Here is a 19,329-nt window from a genome sequence, read left to right as displayed (position 1 = left end):
TACCTTTCGATGACAATACAAATAGTGTGGGAGCCGGCTTGCTGGCGATGGCGCAGGATCAGTCACCGACGCCATGCGAGCGCTTCGCACTTGATCGCCACGGTGCGGCGACCCGACAAGCCGGCTCCCACAGGAATGACATTTTAGTCACTCAATCCCCATCATACGGATAATCCTTCAACGTACCGGTCAGGGACACCCCGTCCGGCCCGGTCAGGTTATCCAGTACCCAGCACTGGCTGCTGTTCTTGGTCAGCAGCAGGCGCGTGGTCTTGTTTTCGGGCGGTTGCGTCGAGCCTTCCATCACGAAGCTGTATTTCATCTCCACGACTGCTTGCTTGTCGGAGCTTGAGACCACATCGAACTTCGGTTTCGCCGCCGTGCCGTCCTGAGCATTGAGCCACGGGTCGGCGTCGATGGCGCAGACATCGCCTTCGCCTTGGCATTTCCAGTCGTTCTTGAGCAAAGCCAACAGATTGCTGGACAGGTAATCGGCGCTGCCCTTGCCACTGGCGTAAAAAAAGTAGTGATTGCTGAAGATCCAGCTGGCGGTCTTGACCGGATCCGGTGCCGGGCAGGCCATGGCGGCAGTGGAGAGCATGCCGATAAAGGCAATCGCAAAACGTTTGGACATAGGCTTGGACTCGTGACATGTGACAGCGATGCCATTATTTGCCTACTGTCCGCAAAAAAATGCAACAGCTATGTGAGATCAGCACGGATGCCGTCCAGGCGCTCATCGATCAACGGCGTCAGCAGGCCATAGCATTCCTTGGCACTGATGCGGATCGGTGCAGCGTTGAGCAGCTCCCGTTGCAGGCGCTGCAAGGCATCAGCAAGGGCGCGCGGGGCGTTCTGGGCCAGGCGTTCATTCAGGTATTGCAGCTGGATCAGCATGTCCAGTGGGCAGTGTTCGTGGGCGGCGGCGCGTACTGACAGACCGCGCAGCAGGCCCAGGTCTTCCAGGGCCCAGCAGCGTTCTGCCAATTGTGGCACCTGCAAGGTCAAGGCACATCGACGCAGTTCCAGTTCCTGCAGGGTACCGAGCAAGGCTTGCAGCAGGCGGCAGTGGCCGTCGAAGTCTTCCGGCTTCGCTCGCAGCGCCTGCCAGTCCTGGCGTTGCCCGGTTTGCGGCCATTGCTCCCAGAGCCGGTCGACATGATTGCCCAGTGCCTGGCAGCGCTGGCGTGCTTCGCCGGTGGTCTGACCGCCGAGGCCGCGATGTTGCTGTACGCCTTGCAGCAGATCGAGGCCCAGCAGCAGGGCTTCACGCAAGTCGTGATCAGTGGCGGGCATCATGGGCGGCTCCGGGTCAGTTGGTTGAGGTAGCCGGTCAGGTCGTGCAAGGCGCGGGTCTGGCTGCTCTGCTCCTGAATCGCCGTATTGACCTGCTGCAACTGTTCGCTGAGGGCGTGATTAGCCTGGCGGTGCTCGCCGAAGGCCTGTTGCATGGCGCTCATCTGTTGCAGGTTGAGCTGACTGCTCTGGGCCAATTGATCGAGATCGGCGGCCAGGGTCTCGCTTTGCTGGCTGCCGACTTGCAGCAGGCTGCGGTGTTCCTCGACATCCTGATCCAATTGCCGCACGGCCTGGGCAATTGCGCCAGCAGTGGCGGTGATGTCCTGGGTGGCCTGGTCGGTGGCCTGGGCCAGGTTGCGCACTTCATCGGCGACCACGGCGAAACCGCGGCCATGTTCGCCCGCGCGGGCGGCTTCGATGGAGGCATTGAGAGCCAGCAACTGGGTCTGTCGGGCCAGTGTGCGGATGCTCTCGACGGTCTTTTCCACATCAGCGGTGCGTTGCAGCAAGGCTTCCACGGCCTGGGCGGTACTGCCCAGACTGTGCTGAATACCGACCATACTGGCGCCCACGTCACGGGCTTGCTGGCAGCCGACATCGCTTTGTCGATTGGCTTCGGCGAAGGCGGCGAGGGCGTCCTGGGCCAGCGCGTCGATGCTGTGCAAGGTCTGGTCGATCTGCTCGCTGGCGGTGGCGATCATGGCCAGGCGCTGGCTCTGCTCTTCGCCCTGATCCCGGGCCTGCAAGGTCATCTGCTCGAAGGCCCGGCAAGCAAACTGCACTTCACTGCGCAGACGCTCGCCCTGGCGCAGTTGCAGGCTTCCTGCCACCAACAGCGTAGCGTTGTCGGCTGCTGTTGCGTTGTTGAGTTGCCGGGCCATTTCCGTGCACCAGAACGCCTGCAGTTTGCGCTGATAACGTTCGCGCTGCCGCCAGGCCGCAGCAGTATAAATCAGCACCGCCAAGGCAGTAGCCATACCCGGCAGATAACCGCTTGTGCCCAGGCCGCAGGCCAGCAACGCGATGAGCAAAGGCAGCCAGGCGCCGCCGTCGAGTCTGTCGAACAGATAGACCCCCGGTTGCAACGCACGGCTGGCCCATGAGCGGCACGCCGGATGAGCCGAGCGGCGAGCAGGGCGTTCTACGGAAACAGGCGCGGCACCTGCGAGGCTTTGTTGAGCTGACATACGGACTCCATTTTTCGGGCACAAACAAAAACGGCGTACGCTTCTGACGCCTCAATGCGCGGGGCATTGGGGAGTGGAAGCGGACGCCGTTGTCCGTGTAGCCATGAAATTGATAAGCCTGCTGATGCAATAACGCTGCCAGCACCTGTTTCGCCCTGAATGCCTGGGGTGTCAGGAATAAATGGCGTTATGCCATGCCCTGTCCTGGTGCCCGTGCGTGCTGTCAGCACAAGATTGGGTGATTTCCTTCAATACCTGTGTGAGCCGGGCTCTTACCTTGGGCGGGTCATTTCCGATCAAGGGACAAGGTGGTTCATGAACGTATTTATCTCCATGGCGGCCTTCGCGCTGGCCGCATCCATCACACCGGGACCGGTGAATATCGTCGGCCTGAGTTCCGGCGCCCGCTATGGTTTCTGGCCGAGCATGCGCCATGTCATGGGCGCGACTCTGGGGTTTATTCTGCTGCTGGTACTGGCCGGTTTCGGCGTGCATGAGGTGCTGCTGCGCCTGCCGTACATGGTCCAGGTGATTCAGTGGGGGGGTGCTGCGTTTCTACTGTACATGGCCTTCAAACTGGCCAGGGACGATGGTCAGTTGACGATCAGTGAAGCCAGCCAGCGCCCCTCGATGCTGCAGGGCGCGATTATCCAATGGCTCAACCCCAAGGCCTGGCTGGCGGCGGTGGCGGGCATGGCGCTGTTTGTCGCCGATGGTGACGCTCGACTGATCTGGCAGTTTGCGGCGATCTACTTCGTCGTCTGCTATCTGTCGTTGGCGTGCTGGGCTTATGTCGGCACGTTCCTGCGCCAATACCTGGATAACCCGAAAGGCATGCGCCTGTTCAACCGGGTCATGGCGTTGTTGCTAGTGGGATGTTCGGCGTCGTTGTTTGCGTTGTAGCGGCCAGCAGGGTTTTGCTCTCGCCGTTTGTCCGGGTGATGGTCGCCTTGGTATAGGCGGGCAGATCGTCGTCGAAGACCGAAGCCCCTTCGAGATAGACCAGGGCGCAGCCATGGTCGGAACGCAGGAACGTCATGGCCTGCTCAGGCGTGGCATTCTCATGGATACCGTGATGAAACAGCAGATTGGCATAGCCCCTGACCTCGAAGCTGGACGCGAACACCGTGCAGGCCGGATCGATTTCCTTTAAGACGTCGCCGGCCAGGCGCTTGTCGCTGCTGCTGATGTCACTCCAGGCAGAGAACAGTTTGATATCGGAACGGTAGGCCCGGAAATTCTGCAAGGCAGCGGCGGCCAGTACCCCGGCCAAAACAATGCGGGCGGTAACCTTATAGCTCGCAAAGGCCAGGGCGATAAGCAAGGCCGAAGGGGCAATGAACTTGAGCCGGTCGAAGGAAAACATCGAGGCATGCTGGAGTAGCAACAGGTTTTCCGCGAGGGGCACGGCTGACGCGATCAGCAGGCTGAGGGTGACATTACGGCGGGTTGCCGATGCGTCGTGAAATCTGCTGAAACTGGCAATGGCGAGAATCACGACGATGCCGATCAGGAACAACCCATAGGACTGCCCATAGCCGCCAATCAGTTCGGTCAGGCTGCCGGAAGATGCATTCCGGGCGACAAAGCGGGCGAGCAAGGCACCTATGGTCGCCCGCAAGCCCAGGGCCAGTATCAGATGAGCCAGCATCAGTGCCATGGCCAATGCGGTTGCCAACAATATCTTGAGCGCCAGCGCCCTGGAGTTCGATGATTTTGGTCCGTTCACCCACAACAGAGTGATCAGCCCGGCATTGAATATATATCCGGTCCATTCGGTCAGTGGGCCGACAAAAGCCAGGGCCAACAAAACCGCCGCGCTGAATTTCCGGCCTCGCTCGGACGGGCTGGTCTGGTATTGCAAAAAGCACAACAGCGACCCCAGAAATAACGGCTGCCACAGGCTGTGGCACCAGTAGGTCACGCCATTGGATAGCAAAGCCTCGCGACTGAAGACGCTGATGATGCATCCCGCCACGGCGGCTATTGCCGCCAGCGCAGGGCTGAAGCCGTTGTACCTGAGCAGGGTATTGAGCAGCAGGAACAGAATTAGCGTGCTCAGACAGCCCAGTACGAAGTTGAACACCACCAGATTGTGTTCGGTGATCGCCAGGTTCCAGGCCTTGAACCAGAGGTAAGGAGCAACATAACCGGGGGAGTAAAAGCTGGTGTAGATAAAGTCGCCGCTGCTCGTTGGGCGGGTGGCACCCCAGGGAATGTGCTTGTCGATATCTCGGCCCAGGCTCACGGTCGGCAGGAAGAAGTGCTCGGCGGCCGGGCTTTCATCCAGCGCGGTAACCGTCAGCAGCGTGTGGTAGGTGGCAATGATATTGGGCGCGCCGTCGATCCTGTCGAATTCTGCGCTCCTCAATTGATACGAGGTGAACAGCATCAGGGCGAGGATGACGACGGCGTAAAGAAACGGGCGCGGGGCAGTGCTGAGGAATTTCGGCATTCGGACGTCCTGCATGCAAGCGAGGGTTTCGTACGAATGCTCCCTGTACGTTGAAAGTGGCAGGGCAGAGCGTAGACGGTTACGGGCGATATTGCCCCGGCGTCGCCGCCAGGTGTTTTTTGAACACCCGCTGGAAATGTGCCTGGTCGGCAAAGCCGGTTTCCAGGGCGATATCGGCGATCAGGCGGCCCTGACGCAGTTGTTCGCGGCCGTGCTGGATGCGGCGGTTGATCAGGTAGGCGTGGGGCGTCATGTGATAACGCGCCTCGAAGCTGCGGATCAGGTAGGAGGGCGACAGGCTGGCGGCGGCGCAGATGTCCTCGAGCTTGATCGGCGCGCGGAAGTTATCGTCTATATATTCGGCGGCTCGCTCAATGCGTGACGGCAGTTTGCCTGGGCGCTGCCGGGTTGCACCGAGGCTGTCTTGTATGGCGGTGAAAAAGCGCAGGGCCGTGGTGTGTTTGTGCAGGGTGTCGGCCTGCGGGTCGGCGAGGGTGGCAAACAGTTGGTTCAGACCGAGAAACAGACCCGGGTCCTGGCTATGGGTGGCGGCCAGGGGCGTGAAGCCGTTGTTGCGGTCCAGGCCGACGTCATGTTGCAGGGCGGTCAGCCAGTGGCTGTCGACGTAGAACATCACGTAGGACCAGGGTTGATCGTCGATGGGGTTACAGGCGTGCACGTCGCCGGGGTTCATCAGCACCACGGTGCCGGTGTCGATCCGCTGCCGGCTTTTTTCGTGCAGGTAGGTGCTGTGGCCATGGGTGATGGCGCCAATGGAGAAGAACTCGTGGGAGTGGCGGCTGTAGCAGACCTTGCGACCGTCCTCGATGGAGCGCGCCTCGATAAACGGCAGGGCGTTATCGCGCCAGAAGTACGGGGTGTCTGAGGGTTGTTGCGGGGCCACACTGTTCATGCCGGGCTGATCCATGGAAGGGGCGAGCAAGGGCCGAGATTAGCTCATCGCTTCAAGTATTTCACGCAGGCGATCCAGGGCCGGGTCGATATCAAGGGTTTCGATGGCGCCGAAGCCCATGATCAGGCCGGGGCGGACTTCGGCGTCCTGATAGAAACCCGCCAGTGAATACAACCCCAATTCGACCTCACGGGCACGGGCGACCAGTTGCTCGATATCCACGCAGGTCTTGCTCAACAGCGCGACATGAAAACCTGCCGTGGACGGGACGGCGTGGAACCAGGGCGCCAGGTCGCCGTTGACCCGGGCCAGAATCCGTTCCCGGCGCCCAGCATAAACGCCATGGCAGCGGCGGATATGTTTGTTCAGCGAGCCTTCGCTGATGAACTTGGCCATGGCCCATTGCGGCAGGATGCTGGTGTGCCAGTCGGTCAGCTGTTTGGCGTGGACCACAGCGCTGAAAATCGCTTCCGGCAGGATGGCGTAGCCAAGGCGCAGTTCCGGCAACAGGGTCTTGGAGAAGGTGCCGACGTACGCGACCACGCCATGCTGATCCAGACTCTGCAGCGAATCGGTGGGGCGGCCTTCGTAGCGGAATTCGCTGTCGTAGTCGTCCTCGATGATGATCGCGCCGATCTGCCGGGCCTTGTCCAACAGGGCCTGGCGCCGCGCCAGGCTCATGGGCACACCCAGGGGCATCTGGTGCGAGGGCGTGACGTAGATGAAGCGCACGTCATCGGCGATGTGCTCAATCCGGATGCCTTCATCGTCCACCGGCACGTTGCAGATGTTTGCGCCCAGTGCATCGAACAGCAGGCGCGCCGGGCTGTAGCCGGGGTCTTCGACGGCCACGGTGCAACCGGGCTCGATCAGCACTCGGGCGATCAGGTCCAGGGCCTGTTGCGCGCCGTTGCACACCAATACGTCGTCGGCCGTGCATTTGACGCCACGGGCGAACGCCGCATGCCCGGCAATCGCCGTGCGCAGTTCGGCCACGCCCTCGGGCTGGCTGTAGAAGCCCCGGGTCTGGGTCATCTGGCGCAGGGCATAGTGGGTGCAGCGGCGCCAGTCATCATGGGGGAACTGGCTGCGGGTGGTAGCACCGCCGATAAAGTCCCAGCGCAGCACGTCCCGGCGCAGCGGATGACGCAGGGGCATGGACAGGCTCTGCCATTTTTCCAGGATCGCCGAGCTGTTCAGGTCCCCGCTGGCCTGGCGCTTGGCCGTGGGCTTGTTCAGGCTGTTGACGAAGGTGCCGCTGCCGATCTTGCCAAGCAGTAGGCCTTCGTAGGTCAGGCGGCTATAAGTGTCGGAGACGGTTTTGCGCGACAGGCTCAGTTGCGTCGCCAACAGACGACTGGGCGGCAGTTGCGTGCCGGCGGCCAGGCGTCCGGAATGAATGGCGTCGCGCAGTTGCTCATACAGTTGATTAGCCAGGTCTTTACGGCCGGCGATGACGATATGCAGTTCCATGGATTATTCCGTTTCTGGCGTCGGATTTATAACGGCTGATTGTGCGCTTCGAGCAGGGCCTGGAGCCAGTCCATGAACACGCGGCAGCGTTCGGGCAGATAGCGGCGATGGGGGTAGAGCAGGGACACGCGCATCGGCGCCGGACGAAACTGCGGCAGGACCTCGATCAGCGTGCCGTCGGCGAGGAATTTGCGCATGCCCAGCAGCGGCGCTTGAACAATGCCCAGATGACCGAGACAGGCCGCCTGATAGGCCTCGACGTTATTTACCGTGACGCTGCACGGCATGGCCACGGTCTGCATGCGGCCATCAAGGTCATATTCGAACAGCGGCCCGCCGGAGCCGAAGGCCAGCACATAGTGAATCAGCCGATGCTGCGGCAAATCTTCCAGGGTCTTGGGCACGCCCCATTGCGCTGCATACCCGGCGCTGACGCAGTTGGCCATGGGCAGTTCACCCAGATTGCGCGCAACCAGCGAGGTATCCGGCAACTCGCCGACCCGCAGCACGCAATCAAAGCCTTCGCGAATCAGGTCGACACGGCGGTCGGTGCTGCTGATTTCCAGATCGATCTGCGGATGCCGGGCAAGAAACTCACCCAGGCTGGGCATGACGATATTGCGCGCCATGGCGGTGGGCATGTCCACCCGCAGGCGGCCGCTGAGCACCGCGTCGTCGTGGCGAAACAGACCTTCGAGTTCATCCATCTGCGCCAGCATGTCCTTGCTGCGTTCGTACAGGACCAGGCCGTCGGGCGTGGCCTGGACTTTGCGCGTGGTGCGTTGCAGCAGGCGTGCGCCGAGCAGGCTTTCCAGGCTCTGGATATGCCCCGACACCGTTGAGCGCGGCAGGCCCAGGGCCTCGCTGGCCAGGCTGAAGCTGGACAGCTCGGTGACGCGAACGAAGGAACGCAGCAGTTCGAGTTTATTCATGGTGGCTATTGTTCGGCTGTATCGACCATTCATGTCGGATTGTACGGGTTTATCCCGCCGTCGCCGGACAATAGACTTTTCCTCAACACCTGCCTACCCCAAGAGGAAAGACTCATGACCCGCAAGATCGCATTGATTACCGGCGCCAGCCGCGGCCTGGGCAAAAGCATCGCACTGCACCTGGCTGCCCAGGGCGTGGATATCGTCGGCACTTACCAGAGCAAACAGTCCGACGCCGAGAGCGTCAAGGCCGAGCTCGAAGCCCTTGGCGCCAAGGCGCAGATGCTGCAACTGGACGTCGGCGACAGCCAGGCGTTCGCCGGTTTTACCGACCGCGTCGGCGAGGCGCTGGTTGCGCTGTCGGGGGCTGCCCGCTTTGATTTTCTGATCAACAATGCCGGGATCGGTTTGTACGGCAGCGTCACCGAGACCACTGAAGAACAGTTCGACCTGCTGATGAACATTCACTTCAAAGGCCCGTATTTCCTCACGCAAAAGCTGCTGCCGCTGCTCAGGGACGGTGGCAGCATCGTCAATATCTCTACCGGTCTGGCACGTTTCAGCCTGCCGGGCTATTCGGCCTATGCCTCGATGAAGGGCGCCGTGGAAGTCTGGACCCGCTACCTGGCCAAGGAATTGGGCCCGCGCCAGATCAATGTCAATAGCCTGGCCCCCGGCGCCATCGAGACCGATTTCGGCGGCGGCCGCACCCGTGACGATGCCAATATCAATCAGCATATTGCCGGGATTACTGCATTGGGACGTGCCGGGCTGCCGGATGATATCGGCGCGGCGGTGAGCATGCTGCTGGGCGAGGGCGGGCGCTGGATTACCGGGCAACGGATCGAGGCGTCGGGGGGGATGTTTCTCTAACAAGCACAACCGGTCTGTGGGAGCGAGGCTTGCCCGCGAATGAGACACCGCGTGGTATCAGGCACATTGCGGTGAGTCTTTCGCGGGCAAGCCTCGCTCCAACTATTCTCCGGCTATTTTTTTACCGGGACGATTTCCAGAATCTGCCCATTGGTGATCTGCAGCAGCACGTAATGGGTGTCCAGGCGCACCCACTGGCTTTCCTTCTCCGGCTGTTTCAGGCCCTTGGCTTTCCAGTTCTTGATGGCTTCGCCGGGGCGCTGGTATTTCTGTGGCGCGCGGTCGCCGACTTTCAATTCGTGGGTGGTGCTGCTGGAAGCCTCCGGCACGGTGGGTTCGGCCGGAGTCTGGGCGAGGGCGGTTACGCTGACGGCGCTCATGCAGCCGGCCAGAGCCAGGGCTGCGATCAGGGATTTTTTGTTCATTGGAACTCCTTGTTGAGAAAACGCGCTCGGTGCGTGTTAACCATCCGACCTTCCTCGCAACAAATCATTCCTTCGGCAATCGGGGGCGATGTGGGACCGGCTTTAGCCGGGAAAGCATTGTCCGGATCAATGTCAGGTGGTGAATGTGCCGGCCTCTTCCCGGCTGAAGCCGGTCCCTCGGGCTTCATTTCAGCCTGTGGATCACTGCCAATCTTTGGCGGCCACCGTCAGCATCTCCTCAATCAACAGCCCAAAACGCTGGCTCAACAGACTTTGCGGGCGATCCGCCGGCAGCAGCAGGTAGGTCGAGAAACGGATCTGCGGGCGAAACGGGCGGATCTCGATGCCGGTATGCAGGTGCTCCTGGGCCACCATGGGGCTGACGATACTGACGCCCAACCCCAGGGCGACCAGTGAGCAGACTGTCGCCGCGTGGGGTGTTTCCAGGTTGAGCTTGCGATAGGCCTTGTCGTTGGGAAAGGCCCGGTCGACCCGCGCCCGAGAACCGTCGTTCTGCGACAGGGAAATGAACTCCTCGCCCTTGAGATCCTCCGGGCTGACTTCGGTCAGCGCACTCAGGCGATGACCTCGAGGAAATACGCAGACCCCCGGCACATCGCACATCATCCGGCTGATCACCCCCGGCATGCCCTCCGCCACATAGGACGCCAGGCCCAGGTCGCAGAATTGCGAGGCGGCCCAGTGCGCTACGGTCGGCGAGTCGTTGGTATGGATCGAGATCGCCACGTCCGGATTCTGCTGGCGAAAACGCTGGATCACCCGAGGCAGGACGGTATGGGTCAGCGAGGGCACGGCGGCGATGCGCAAACGCCCGGTGCCACCGCGGCGGATGTTTTGCGCTGATTGCTCGAGGCTGTGCAGGCCGATGAAGGCCCGCTCGACATCAGCAAACAGCGCCGCGCCTTCGTCTGTGGGTAGCAGGCGCCCGCCAACCCGCTCGAACAGCTTGAAGCCGCTATTACGTTCCAGCTGCGCAATCAGGCGGCTGATATTGGGTTGTGAGGTGTGCAGGGAGTCGGCTGCGGCCGTCATCGAGCCGCTCAACATCACGGCGCGGAAGGCTTCGACTTGTTTGAAGTTCATGACGGCCCATATCAATTTGGTATGGCCTACTACTGTATTGTCATTTGTTGGCATGGGCCAGAGGCTTTATAACTGTTTTCGACATCGACGTAACCGCGCAGACGGCACGCGATGCTCTCTGCTCTCGTAACGCTGCTATTGCTCTTCTACAGATCTGCCCTTGAAATTCATTGCGTTGCGTGATGCCTTCGGGCTGCGCGGTGCTGGTAGTTAACCAGGAGGCATCATGTCGTTTTCTTTCAAGATCCTTGGCAATGCGTTGGCGTTGTCGTGCCTATCCCTTGCCGCTGTGGCGCAGTTGCACGCCGCCGAGCTTCCTGCTGTTCCCGCTGAAATAAAACAAGCCGGGCAATTGCGTGCCGGTGTGCGCTGCGACCAGCCGCCCTACGGTTTCCAGGACAACAACGGTGAGTTCGCCGGGGTCGAAGTGGAGATGTCGAAACAGATCGCCCTGTGGGCCCTGGGTTCGAAAGACAAGGTGACCTTCACCTGTGTCACCGCCGAGAACCGTGTGCCACAGCTGATCGGGCGCAAGGTCGACTTCCTGATCGCCACGTTGGGCGTGACCCCGGAGCGCCAGCGGGTCATCGACTTCACCACGCCGTATCGCTGGGGTGCCAGTGATGTGGTGGTGAAGAAAGACAGCCCGATCAAGAAAATCGCTGATCTAAAGGGCAAGACCCTGGCCACGCTCAAGGGCTCGGTACAGGCCAAATGGTTCGAGGACCATATGCCCGATGTCACCACGCTGCGCATGAACAGTGCCGCCGATGCCTTGCAGACCTTCCGCCAGGGCCGCGCCGATGCCTACACCCACGACGCTGCCACTCTGGTAGTGGTCGCCGATAACGACAAGGACGCGCGCCTGCTCAACGAGCCGTTCCTGATTTCCGATGCCGCCATCGGCGTGCGCAAGAATGACGAGCAATGGCGCGACTACCTGAGTGCCGCCGTGGCGCGCATGCATGAAGAAAAGCTGTTTCGCGGCTGGGTGCAGCAGTACGTGCCGGCGAATATCCAGAGCTACTACCTGAGTGTCTTCGAGCAGGCCAAACCTGCTGAAGCTCTCTGACCGGTCGCCGTTCATGGACTTCGATTTCAACTACCTGTGGGCGCAATGGCCCGCGCTGCTCGACGGTGTGCTGATGACGTTGCGGGTGTCGCTGCTGGCGATCACCTTCTCGTTGCTGATCGGCGTGCTGGGCGGTGCGGCCCGGGTGATGAACGTGCCGGTGGTCAAGCAATTGGTGGTGCTGTACGTCGAGCTGATCCGCAACACACCGATCCTGGTGCAGTTGTTCTTCATCTTCTACGGCCTGCCCGCCATTGGTCTTGAGCTGTCGTTGTTCTGGTCCGGGGTGCTGTGCCTTTCGCTGTGGGCCGGGGCCTACCAGATTGAAAACATGCGTGGCGGACTGGCAACAGTCGAGCATGGCATGCGCGAGGCGAGCATGGCTCTAAGCCTGAAACCGAGCCATTACTTCTGTCTGGTGGCTTTGCCCATTGCCTTTCGCACCAGTTTGCCGGCCGTGCTGAATACGGCGATTTCCCTGCTGAAGAACTCGTCCTATCTGCAGGCCATTGGGCTTGCCGAGCTGACCTTTGTTGCGGTGGATCGTATTGCCACGGATTTTCGCGCCATCGAGATGTTCAGCGCGATCTGCGTCATGTACCTGACCCTGGTGGCGATCCTGGCGTTGTTGACCGGGCGTCTTTCGGCTCATCTGCAACGGCCGTTCCGGCAATGAGGCTGACATGAATTTCCTCATCGAAAACTGGGGTTTCGTCTCCAAGGGCCTGTGGATGACCCTGCGCCTGGCGCTGGTGGTGCTGTTGTTCACCACGCTGATCTCCACGGTGTTCGGCGTGCTGGCGACCGTGAAGAACCGCGTGCTGTTCTGGACCATCCATGGCTACGTCGAGCTGTTCCGCTCGATCCCGCTGATCGTCAACGTGTTCTTTATTTTCTTCGGTGCACCGATGCTCGGCCTGGACCTGAGCCCGTTCGCCGCAGTGACCACCGGCCTGACCCTGTGGGGCAGCGCCAACGGCATCGAGATCGTCCGGGGCGGCCTTGAATCAGTGGCCCGTCATCAATGGAAAAGCGCCTGGGCCCTTGGGCTGCGGCCCTGGCAGATCTACCTGTACGTCATCGCGCCGCAGTCGATGCGCGCAATCCTGCCGGCCTACACGGGGCTGCTGACCATGCTGGTGCAGGCCACGTCCCTGGGCGCGCTGGTGGGTGTAGGCGAGTTCCTCAAGGTCGGCCAGATCATCATCGAGCGCGCCACGGTCATGACCGGCGTCAGCCCGGCATTCAGCGTCTACGGCCTGGTGCTGCTGGTCTATTTCGTCATCTGTTCATTGCTGAGCTGGCTCAGCCGTTATCTCGAACGCCGCCTGGGTCGCCCGGCGAAGCGCGCCACTATTTAAGGGGTTGAACATGCAAGAATCCAAAGTCAGTCGCCGTCTGAAGGAAACCACCGCCCCGGAGGTCAACGAGTACATCTACCGGCCGCGTCTGGAAGGTTTCGCTGCGGGCTTCGATAACCTGGGCAACGTCAACAAGGCACATATTGTCATGCTCTCCGAGCAGGGCCTGATTCGCGGTGAACATGCGGCGGTATTGGCCAAGGGCGTGCTGGACATGGAGGCGGCGGGGCCTGACGTGGTCACCCTCGATCCTTCCCGTGAAGACGCCTACTTCAACTACGAAGCGCACCTGATCGAGCTGATCGGCACTGATATCGGCGGCCGTCTGCACACCGGGCGCAGCCGCAACGACATTCTCGCCACCCTCGACCGCCTGCGTTGCCGGGAAGTGTTGTTGGATCTGATCGATGCGCTGATTCAGGTGCGTCAGACCGCCCTCGACAACGCCGGTAAATACGCCGAAGTGGTGATGCCCGGCTATACCCACCTGCAACCGGCTCAGCCGATTACCTACGGCTATTACCTGGCGGCGGTGGAGCAGGCCCTTGAACGTGATTGCCAGCGCCTGACCCAGACCCTGGCCAGCATGAACCAGAGCCCGTTGGGCGCCGCAGCCTTTGCCGGTACGCCGTTTGCCATCGACCGCGCACGCACCGCCGAGCTGCTGGGCTTCGATGGTTATCTGGATAACGCCCTGGACGCCGTGGGGTCGCGGGATTTCATCCTCGAAAGCCTGTCGCACCTGAGCCTGTTGTCGGTGTTCTGGAGCCGCGTAGCCCAGGACTATTTTGTCTGGAGCACCAACGAATTCGGCCTGATCGACTTCCCCGACAGCGTCGCGGCGACGTCGAGCATCATGCCGCAGAAGAAAAACCCCACGGTGCTGGAATACCTCAAGGGCCGCTGCGGGCATATCGTCGGGCTGTTGATGGGGGCGAGCATCACCATCAAGGGCAGCAACTTCTCCCATACCGGCGACGCCAACCGCGAAGGCACCCGAGGCTTCTGGGAGGCGGCGGAAGAAAGCCTGCGTTGCCTGAAACTGCTGGATCTGGTGCTGCGCACGGCCACGCCCAATGTCGAACTGGCGGTGAGACGTGCCGGTGAAGACTTCTCCACGGCCACCGGCCTGGCCGACCTGATCGTGCGCGAAGCCGACCTGTCGTTCCGCGAGGCTCATCATGTGGTCGGCGGCGTGGTGCGCATGGCCATGGATGCGGGCCTGCCGGCACATCAGATCGATTCGGCCATGGTCGATGTCTGCGCGCTGGAGCAATTGGGCCATGCCCTCAATCTGCCTGCGCACAAGGTGCGTGATTGTCTCGATCCGACGGCCAACGTGCAGGCGCGCAATTCTTCGGGTGGTCCGGCATTGACCTCGCTGCAACCCAGCCTGTTGCGTGCCGCTGCCCGCATTGCCACCGAGCGCCAGGCGAACCAAGCCCGGCGCGAGCGTCTGGCTGCGGCCCATGACCGCCTGCAAGCCGCGACCCGGGCGCAGGCCGGGCTATGAGCGCCATGCTGAAGGTGCGCGGGCTGCACAAACACTTCGGTGAGCACCATGTGGTCAAGGGCGTGGACATGGACGTCAACGAGGGCGAAGTGGTGGTGATCATCGGCCCCAGTGGTTCTGGCAAATCGACCTTTATCCGTTGCCTGAACAGTCTCGAAGAGCCGACCGGCGGCAGTGTGGTGATCGGTGGCGGTGAGTCGATCAAGGCCGGGGATCGCAAGGCGCTGGCGAAGCTAAGGGAGGAGGTGGGCATGGTGTTTCAGGATTACACCCTGTTCCCCCACATGACCGTCATGGCCAATATGATTCTGGCGCCGGTCAAGCTCAAGCGCGCGAGCAAGGCCGAAGCCCAGGCCACCGCACTGGCACTGCTGGAACGGGTCGGCCTGAGTCACAAGGCCCAGGGCTATCCTTCGGAGTTGTCAGGCGGTCAGCAACAGCGGGTGGCAATCGTGCGGGCGCTGGCGATGAAGCCCAGGTTGCTGCTGTTCGATGAGCCGACTTCAGCCCTCGATCCGGAAACCGTGGGCGACGTGCTCAATGTCATGAAGGGCCTGGCGGCGCAAGGCATGACCATGATCGTGGTGACCCATGAAATGGGCTTTGCCCGGGAAGTGGCGGATCGCGTAGTGTTTTTCGATGGCGGCAAGATAGTTGAAACGGGCCCGCCGTCGCAAATCTTCAGCGCGCCTAAAGAGGCGCGGACGCGGCAGTTTTTGCAGAGTGTTCTGCATTGACGAGGTTAAGAGCACATTTCTGATGCGTGGATTATGGGGCGTGAATTGTGGGAGATCCCGCGCCGTCTCAGACGCCGCGCTGTCACGCAGCAAACATTAACCGAGGCAGGGAGCACAACTTTTGGGAGCGAATTCATTCGCGAAGAGGTCGGTACATTCGACGCATCTTCATCGCCTGCAACCGATTTCGTGAACGAATTCGCTCCCACCATTATTTCCAGCTGGCAGGGTGTGCTTACTTCGGCAACGCCGCCGCAACACTCGCCGACAACGGCGCCGTCCCGCGACCAATCAGCGTGCTCAGTTGACGGCTGTCATCGAACAGTGCGCCCTTGGCCGCGGCGGCGTCGGAGTTGGCCAGCAGTTCAGCAAACTCTTCCGGCAGACCGGCACCCAGCAGGGCGCCCTTGAATTCGGCTTCCGGCAGGTCGGTGTAGACCACGGGCTGGCCGGATTGCTTGGCGATCAGGGCGGCGAAGTCGCTCAGGGTGTAAGCGTCGTCGCCGGCCAGCTCATAGACCTTGCCCGCCTGGCTGTCGCTGGACGTGAGCACGGCTGCGGCTGCGCCAGCGTAGTCGGCACGGGCGGCCGAGCTGATACGGCCAGTACCGGCGCTGCCGAAATGCGCGCCATGGGCCAAAGCCGATGGCACCGAAGCGGCGTAATTTTCGTGATACCAACCATTGCGCAACAGGGCGAAGGGCACGCCGGATTTACGCAGGTAGTCTTCGGTCTGGCGATGTTCTTCGGCCAGGGCCAGGAGCGAGGTGTCGGCATGCAGCACACTGGTGTAGGCCAGCAGCTTGACCCCGGCAGCCTTGGCCGCATCGATGACCGCGCTGTGCTGGGTGAAGCGCTGGCCGAGTTCGTTGGAGGAAATCAGCAGGACTTTATCCACGCCCTCCAGAGCGCTTGCCAGTGTGGCCGGATCCGAGTAGTCGGCCTTGCGCACGACCACACCCAGGGCGGCCAGGTCGCTGGCTTTTTCCGGGCTGCGCACGGCAGCGACGATTTGTGTGGCAGGAACGTTCATCAGCAGTTGTTGGATAACGAGACGGCCCAGTTGGCCGGTGGCGCCTGTGACGAGGATCATGAATGTTGTCCTTGGTGTCGTTCAGAAAGAGACGCCAGCATAGACAAGGTGCTAACCTTTCGTAAGTACGTACAAAAAGGTTAGTGTCATGAGCGATAACGAAACGACCAAGCGGCCTTACATCACCACCTTGCTGGATGTCGAGTCGGCCAAGGCGGGGTTTCTCCTGGCCAGCGAATGTCCGTCACGGCTGATTCTGAGCCATGTCTGCAGCCGCTGGGGCGTGCTGGTGCTGGTGGTGCTGCGCAGTGGCATGCACCGTTTCAGCGAATTGCGCCGCAAGATCGGCGGGGTCAGCGAGAAGATGCTGTCCCAGACTCTGCAGAATCTGGAGCAGGACGGCTTCGTCGATCGCCGCTCGCTGCCGGTGGTGCCGCCCCATGTCGAGTACCGCCTGACGCCCATGGGCGAGGAAGTGGCCTTGCAGGTCGTCAGCCTGGCCTGCTGGATCGAGAACAACCTGCCGCGCATCATGCAGGTTCGCGAGGCTCGCGAGGAAAGCGAGCCCCTCGACGCGGCGTCCTGATCGTCAGGCGGATTGGGCGATGCCCATGATCCGGTTGCCCATCTCCATGCCCCAGTCGCTCATGCGCGCGCCTTCGAGCAACTGACGCTGCTGCCAGACGAGCAGGGCAGCATCGAGATCGCCGCCGTTCTTCAAGGCCTGGACCAAGGCCAGGGCATTGGCGGCTGCTTTGGCGGTGCTGCCCGCTGTATGGGGACGGGGTACGAAGGCGGCGTCACCGGTGAGCAACACGCGGTTGAACACCATCTTCGGCACCTGAAAATCCTGAATGGCCTGCACGAAAATATCGTCGGTCAGCTCCACGAGGCTGCGCAACGCCGGGTTCAGTTTTTGTTGCGCCATGTCCCGCAGCCAGGCATCGCGTTCCGGCGCCAGGCTGCCCGGCGGCACCGAGTGATTGCGGCGTACGCCGTCACGGTCGGTCAGCACGCCATCCAGTTGCGCGCCCTTGGCCGCCTTGAGATACCACAGCCAGTTATAGCGCCGCTGCTGGTCGGCCACCGAGCCATCGAGGCCCGGCACCATGTACTCGAGCATCAGTGATTGCGGGTCCTGCTGAAACACGAAGTTCTCCCGCAGCAAATACGCGGCGCTCTCCGGCAACTGGCGTTCTTCGATCAGTCCGCGCCAGACCACATAGCCTGAATACGAAGGCTGCATGCCCGGTAAAACCAGATGCCGCACGGTTGAGCCAGCACCATCGGCACCGATCAGCAGATCTCCCTCAGCCTCGCGACCGTCGGCGAAGCGGGCACTGACTCGCTGTTCATGCTGAGTCAGCTCGACCAGTTCGGCGCCCCGGTGATAGCGGGCTTCGGGAAAACCGGCCATCAGGGTGTTGTACAAGGTGTTCCATGAGGTCTGCATCTGCGGCATCAATTGCTGATGGGCAATGCTGCCGTCCCGGCGCAGGTACAGGCGTTCGCGGGACATTACGCCCAGGGCATGGCTTGGCCTGATCCCGGCGTAACGCAGGGCTTGCAGCACATCGGGTTGCAGTACGATGCCACCGCCACGGCTGTCCAGTTCGGCGGCGGAACGCTCGTAAACGTCCACCTCCCAGCCACTGGCGCGCAGCAGCGTTGCCATGAACAGGCCGCCCAGGGACCCGCCGATGATCAGGGCTTTTCCAGATGCAGAAGTGCTCATGTGCGGATCCTCAGGATGCCAAAACCGGGTAGTCGATATAACCCTTGGCATCGCCGCCGAAGAAACGGCTGCCGTCGGCGTCGTTGAGGGCGTGGTTGCCGTACAGGCGTGCAGGCAGGTCCGGGTTGGCAATGAACGGACGGCCAAAGGCAATCAGATCGGCACGGCCGTCGAGCAGGGCTTTTTCGGCGCTGGCCTGGTCGTAGCCACCGGCAAGCATCAGCACGCCGCGATAGTCATGGCGCAGTTGCTTGATAATGGCATCCCAGTTCGGGTCGTAGTTTTCATCGAGCACGGTGCCGACCATGGCGGGTTCGACCAAGTGCAGGTAGGCCAGGTTGAGGCGGCTGAGCTGGCGGGCGATATAACCGAAGGTAGCTTTAGGCGTGTCGTCGCCCATGCCCATGAAACGGCCCATGGGTGTCAGGCGCACAGCCACCCGATCGGCGCCGACTTCCTCGACCACGGCATTGACCACTTCCAGCAGCAGCCGGGCACGGTTCTCGAAGCTGCCGCCGTAGCAGTCCTGGCGATGATTGCTGTTGCTGTTGATGAACTGGTCGAGCAGATAGCCGTTACCGGCGTGGATCTCGACGCCGTCCATCCCGGCGAGCATGGCGTTGCGCGCGGCGTGGCGGTAGTCATCGATGATTGCCGCGATGCCGTCCAGGTTCAGTTCCTGAGGCACCGGTACATCACCCCACACGCCATTGCCTTGTTCATCGAGGATAAAGGTCTTGCCGGGAACGGGCAGGGCGCTGGGCGCCACCGGCAGGCCGCCGCCGGGCTGGAACTGCGGATGAGAGACGCGGCCGACATGCCAGAGTTGCAGGAACATATGGCCGCCAGCACCGTGCACGGCATCACTCACGGCTTTCCAGCCGGCAACCTGCTCGGCGCTGTGGATGCCCGGTGTCCAGGCATAGCCCTGACCCTGCTGGGAGATTTGCGTGGCCTCGCTGATGATCAGTGCCGCCGAGGCGCGTTGGCGGTAGTACTCGACATTCATCGCATTGGGTACGTTGCCTGCGCCTGCCCGGGAGCGGGTGAGGGGCGCCATGGCGACGCGGTGATCAAGGGACAGCTGGCCGATGTTGATGGGGGTGAACAGAAGACGGGTCATATCAGATATTCCGCAGAGTAGAGAACACTGTGGGACCGGCTTTAGCCGGGAAATCGCATTCCCGGCTAAAGCCGGTCCCACGGATGCATTGCAA

Annotated in this window: 19 protein-coding genes and 1 pseudogene; 8 read left to right on the top strand and 12 right to left on the bottom strand. The window is 61.6% G+C overall.

Annotated features, from left to right (window positions below):
- Window positions 1-151: 151 nt before the first annotated feature.
- The 3 genes and pseudogenes from M2401_RS28245 to M2401_RS34800 all read right to left on the bottom strand — a co-directional run.
- Window positions 152-634, bottom strand: a complete 483-nt coding sequence (locus M2401_RS28245) for a DUF3828 domain-containing protein (RefSeq protein ID WP_259108762.1) — start codon at window positions 632-634, stop codon at window positions 152-154.
- 68 nt (window positions 635-702) lie between these two features.
- Complete coding sequence (locus M2401_RS28240; protein ID WP_259108760.1) at window positions 703-1,299, bottom strand: hypothetical protein; 597 nt, start codon at window positions 1,297-1,299, stop codon at window positions 703-705.
- Window positions 1,296-1,772: pseudogene (locus M2401_RS34800) on the bottom strand (methyl-accepting chemotaxis protein); the annotation flags it as partial. The pseudogene M2401_RS34800 and the gene M2401_RS28240, both read right to left, overlap by 4 nt.
- 1,029 nt (window positions 1,773-2,801) lie before the next feature.
- On the opposite strand from M2401_RS34800, the gene M2401_RS28230 reads away from it, so the two are divergent.
- A complete protein-coding gene (locus tag M2401_RS28230; RefSeq protein ID WP_259108756.1) occupies window positions 2,802-3,389 on the top strand; it encodes a LysE family translocator in 588 nt (195 codons plus the stop codon).
- Here M2401_RS28230 and M2401_RS28225 read toward each other — a convergent pair.
- The 4 genes from M2401_RS28225 to M2401_RS28210 form a co-directional block, all read right to left on the bottom strand.
- Window positions 3,340-4,941: a hypothetical protein gene (locus M2401_RS28225; protein ID WP_259108755.1), complete on the bottom strand. Its 1,602-nt coding sequence runs from the start codon at window positions 4,939-4,941 to the stop codon at window positions 3,340-3,342. The two genes, M2401_RS28230 and M2401_RS28225, sit on opposite strands and share 50 nt — an antisense overlap.
- Before the next feature lie 79 nt (window positions 4,942-5,020).
- Entirely contained in the window at window positions 5,021-5,854 is an 834-nt protein-coding gene (locus M2401_RS28220; RefSeq protein ID WP_259108753.1) for an AraC family transcriptional regulator, read from the bottom strand.
- Window positions 5,855-5,893: 39 nt separating this feature from the next.
- A complete protein-coding gene (locus M2401_RS28215) occupies window positions 5,894-7,327 on the bottom strand; it encodes a PLP-dependent aminotransferase family protein (protein WP_259108751.1) in 1,434 nt (477 codons plus the stop codon).
- 26 nt (window positions 7,328-7,353) lie between these two features.
- On the bottom strand, window positions 7,354-8,259 hold the full coding sequence (locus M2401_RS28210) for a LysR family transcriptional regulator (protein ID WP_259108749.1): 906 nt from the start codon (window positions 8,257-8,259) through the stop codon (window positions 7,354-7,356).
- A 114-nt stretch (window positions 8,260-8,373) separates the two neighbouring features.
- On the opposite strand from M2401_RS28210, the gene M2401_RS28205 reads away from it, so the two are divergent.
- Window positions 8,374-9,132, top strand: coding sequence for an SDR family NAD(P)-dependent oxidoreductase (locus M2401_RS28205; protein ID WP_259108747.1), 759 nt, complete (start codon window positions 8,374-8,376; stop codon window positions 9,130-9,132).
- A gap of 113 nt (window positions 9,133-9,245) precedes the next feature.
- Here M2401_RS28205 and M2401_RS28200 read toward each other — a convergent pair whose 3' ends face one another.
- Window positions 9,246-9,557, bottom strand: coding sequence for an RcnB family protein (locus tag M2401_RS28200; RefSeq protein WP_259108745.1), 312 nt, complete (start codon window positions 9,555-9,557; stop codon window positions 9,246-9,248).
- A gap of 201 nt (window positions 9,558-9,758) precedes the next feature.
- Window positions 9,759-10,661 (bottom strand): LysR substrate-binding domain-containing protein, encoded by a 903-nt coding sequence (locus M2401_RS28195; protein WP_259108743.1) that lies wholly within the window; start codon window positions 10,659-10,661, stop codon window positions 9,759-9,761.
- Window positions 10,662-10,887: 226 nt separating this feature from the next.
- Between M2401_RS28195 and M2401_RS28190 the strand changes: the two genes are divergently transcribed.
- Genes M2401_RS28190 through M2401_RS28170 form a run of 5 tightly spaced genes read left to right on the top strand, consistent with a single transcriptional unit; the run spans window position 10,888 to window position 15,344 of the window.
- Window positions 10,888-11,733, top strand: a complete 846-nt coding sequence (locus M2401_RS28190; RefSeq protein ID WP_259108741.1) for a transporter substrate-binding domain-containing protein — start codon at window positions 10,888-10,890, stop codon at window positions 11,731-11,733.
- A gap of 13 nt (window positions 11,734-11,746) precedes the next feature.
- Window positions 11,747-12,409 (top strand): amino acid ABC transporter permease, encoded by a 663-nt coding sequence (locus M2401_RS28185; protein WP_259108738.1) that lies wholly within the window; start codon window positions 11,747-11,749, stop codon window positions 12,407-12,409.
- Between the two features lie 7 nt (window positions 12,410-12,416).
- The gene (locus tag M2401_RS28180) at window positions 12,417-13,094 is read left to right on the top strand and encodes an amino acid ABC transporter permease (protein WP_259108736.1); all 678 of its coding nucleotides are present in this window, start codon (window positions 12,417-12,419) and stop codon (window positions 13,092-13,094) included.
- 10 nt (window positions 13,095-13,104) lie between these two features.
- Window positions 13,105-14,607 (top strand): argininosuccinate lyase, encoded by a 1,503-nt coding sequence (argH, locus tag M2401_RS28175; protein ID WP_259108734.1) that lies wholly within the window; start codon window positions 13,105-13,107, stop codon window positions 14,605-14,607.
- The gene (locus M2401_RS28170) at window positions 14,604-15,344 is read left to right on the top strand and encodes an amino acid ABC transporter ATP-binding protein (protein WP_310504158.1); all 741 of its coding nucleotides are present in this window, start codon (window positions 14,604-14,606) and stop codon (window positions 15,342-15,344) included. The genes argH and M2401_RS28170 overlap by 4 nt, the downstream gene beginning before the upstream one ends.
- 235 nt (window positions 15,345-15,579) lie before the next feature.
- On the opposite strand, the gene M2401_RS28165 is transcribed toward M2401_RS28170, so the two are convergent.
- The gene (locus M2401_RS28165; protein ID WP_259108732.1) at window positions 15,580-16,437 is read right to left on the bottom strand and encodes an SDR family oxidoreductase; all 858 of its coding nucleotides are present in this window, start codon (window positions 16,435-16,437) and stop codon (window positions 15,580-15,582) included.
- A gap of 88 nt (window positions 16,438-16,525) precedes the next feature.
- Between M2401_RS28165 and M2401_RS28160 the strand changes: the two genes are divergently transcribed.
- Window positions 16,526-16,963, top strand: coding sequence for a helix-turn-helix domain-containing protein (locus M2401_RS28160; protein WP_259108730.1), 438 nt, complete (start codon window positions 16,526-16,528; stop codon window positions 16,961-16,963).
- 3 nt (window positions 16,964-16,966) lie between these two features.
- Here M2401_RS28160 and M2401_RS28155 read toward each other — a convergent pair whose 3' ends face one another.
- Together M2401_RS28155 and M2401_RS28150 are read right to left on the bottom strand one after the other, a co-directional pair.
- Window positions 16,967-18,112, bottom strand: a complete 1,146-nt coding sequence (locus M2401_RS28155) for an FAD binding domain-containing protein (RefSeq protein ID WP_259108728.1) — start codon at window positions 18,110-18,112, stop codon at window positions 16,967-16,969.
- 10 nt (window positions 18,113-18,122) lie between these two features.
- Entirely contained in the window at window positions 18,123-19,235 is a 1,113-nt protein-coding gene (locus tag M2401_RS28150; protein ID WP_259108726.1) for an alkene reductase, read from the bottom strand.
- Window positions 19,236-19,329: the final 94 nt, after the last annotated feature.

The sequence above is a fragment of the Pseudomonas sp. JUb42 genome (assembly GCF_024807945.1).
Taxonomy (GTDB): Bacteria; Pseudomonadota; Gammaproteobacteria; order Pseudomonadales; family Pseudomonadaceae; genus Aquipseudomonas.
The sequence above is the reverse complement of the archived record's forward strand: the minus strand, read 5'-3'. Positions and strand labels throughout refer to the sequence as shown.

What these genes read in the sequence shown, in the direction of transcription:
- M2401_RS28210 (WP_259108749.1), bottom strand. Translation starts at nt 8,259, where the DNA reads ATGAATAAACTCGAACTGCTGCGTTCCTTCGTTCGCGTCACCGAGCTG.
- M2401_RS28185 (WP_259108738.1), top strand. Translation starts at nt 11,747, where the DNA reads ATGGACTTCGATTTCAACTACCTGTGGGCGCAATGGCCCGCGCTGCTC.
- M2401_RS28200 (WP_259108745.1), bottom strand. Translation starts at nt 9,557, where the DNA reads ATGAACAAAAAATCCCTGATCGCAGCCCTGGCTCTGGCCGGCTGCATG.
- M2401_RS28240 (WP_259108760.1), bottom strand. Translation starts at nt 1,299, where the DNA reads ATGATGCCCGCCACTGATCACGACTTGCGTGAAGCCCTGCTGCTGGGC.
- M2401_RS28230 (WP_259108756.1), top strand. Translation starts at nt 2,802, where the DNA reads ATGAACGTATTTATCTCCATGGCGGCCTTCGCGCTGGCCGCATCCATC.
- M2401_RS28180 (WP_259108736.1), top strand. Translation starts at nt 12,417, where the DNA reads ATGAATTTCCTCATCGAAAACTGGGGTTTCGTCTCCAAGGGCCTGTGG.
- M2401_RS28190 (WP_259108741.1), top strand. Translation starts at nt 10,888, where the DNA reads ATGTCGTTTTCTTTCAAGATCCTTGGCAATGCGTTGGCGTTGTCGTGC.
- M2401_RS28245 (WP_259108762.1), bottom strand. Translation starts at nt 634, where the DNA reads ATGTCCAAACGTTTTGCGATTGCCTTTATCGGCATGCTCTCCACTGCC.
- M2401_RS28195 (WP_259108743.1), bottom strand. Translation starts at nt 10,661, where the DNA reads ATGAACTTCAAACAAGTCGAAGCCTTCCGCGCCGTGATGTTGAGCGGC.
- M2401_RS28215 (WP_259108751.1), bottom strand. Translation starts at nt 7,327, where the DNA reads ATGGAACTGCATATCGTCATCGCCGGCCGTAAAGACCTGGCTAATCAA.
- M2401_RS28155 (WP_259108728.1), bottom strand. Translation starts at nt 18,112, where the DNA reads ATGAGCACTTCTGCATCTGGAAAAGCCCTGATCATCGGCGGGTCCCTG.
- M2401_RS28160 (WP_259108730.1), top strand. Translation starts at nt 16,526, where the DNA reads ATGAGCGATAACGAAACGACCAAGCGGCCTTACATCACCACCTTGCTG.
- argH (WP_259108734.1), top strand. Translation starts at nt 13,105, where the DNA reads ATGCAAGAATCCAAAGTCAGTCGCCGTCTGAAGGAAACCACCGCCCCG.
- M2401_RS28165 (WP_259108732.1), bottom strand. Translation starts at nt 16,437, where the DNA reads ATGATCCTCGTCACAGGCGCCACCGGCCAACTGGGCCGTCTCGTTATC.
- M2401_RS28225 (WP_259108755.1), bottom strand. Translation starts at nt 4,941, where the DNA reads ATGCCGAAATTCCTCAGCACTGCCCCGCGCCCGTTTCTTTACGCCGTC.
- M2401_RS28220 (WP_259108753.1), bottom strand. Translation starts at nt 5,854, where the DNA reads ATGAACAGTGTGGCCCCGCAACAACCCTCAGACACCCCGTACTTCTGG.
- M2401_RS28150 (WP_259108726.1), bottom strand. Translation starts at nt 19,235, where the DNA reads ATGACCCGTCTTCTGTTCACCCCCATCAACATCGGCCAGCTGTCCCTT.
- M2401_RS28205 (WP_259108747.1), top strand. Translation starts at nt 8,374, where the DNA reads ATGACCCGCAAGATCGCATTGATTACCGGCGCCAGCCGCGGCCTGGGC.
- M2401_RS28170 (WP_310504158.1), top strand. Translation starts at nt 14,604, where the DNA reads ATGAGCGCCATGCTGAAGGTGCGCGGGCTGCACAAACACTTCGGTGAG.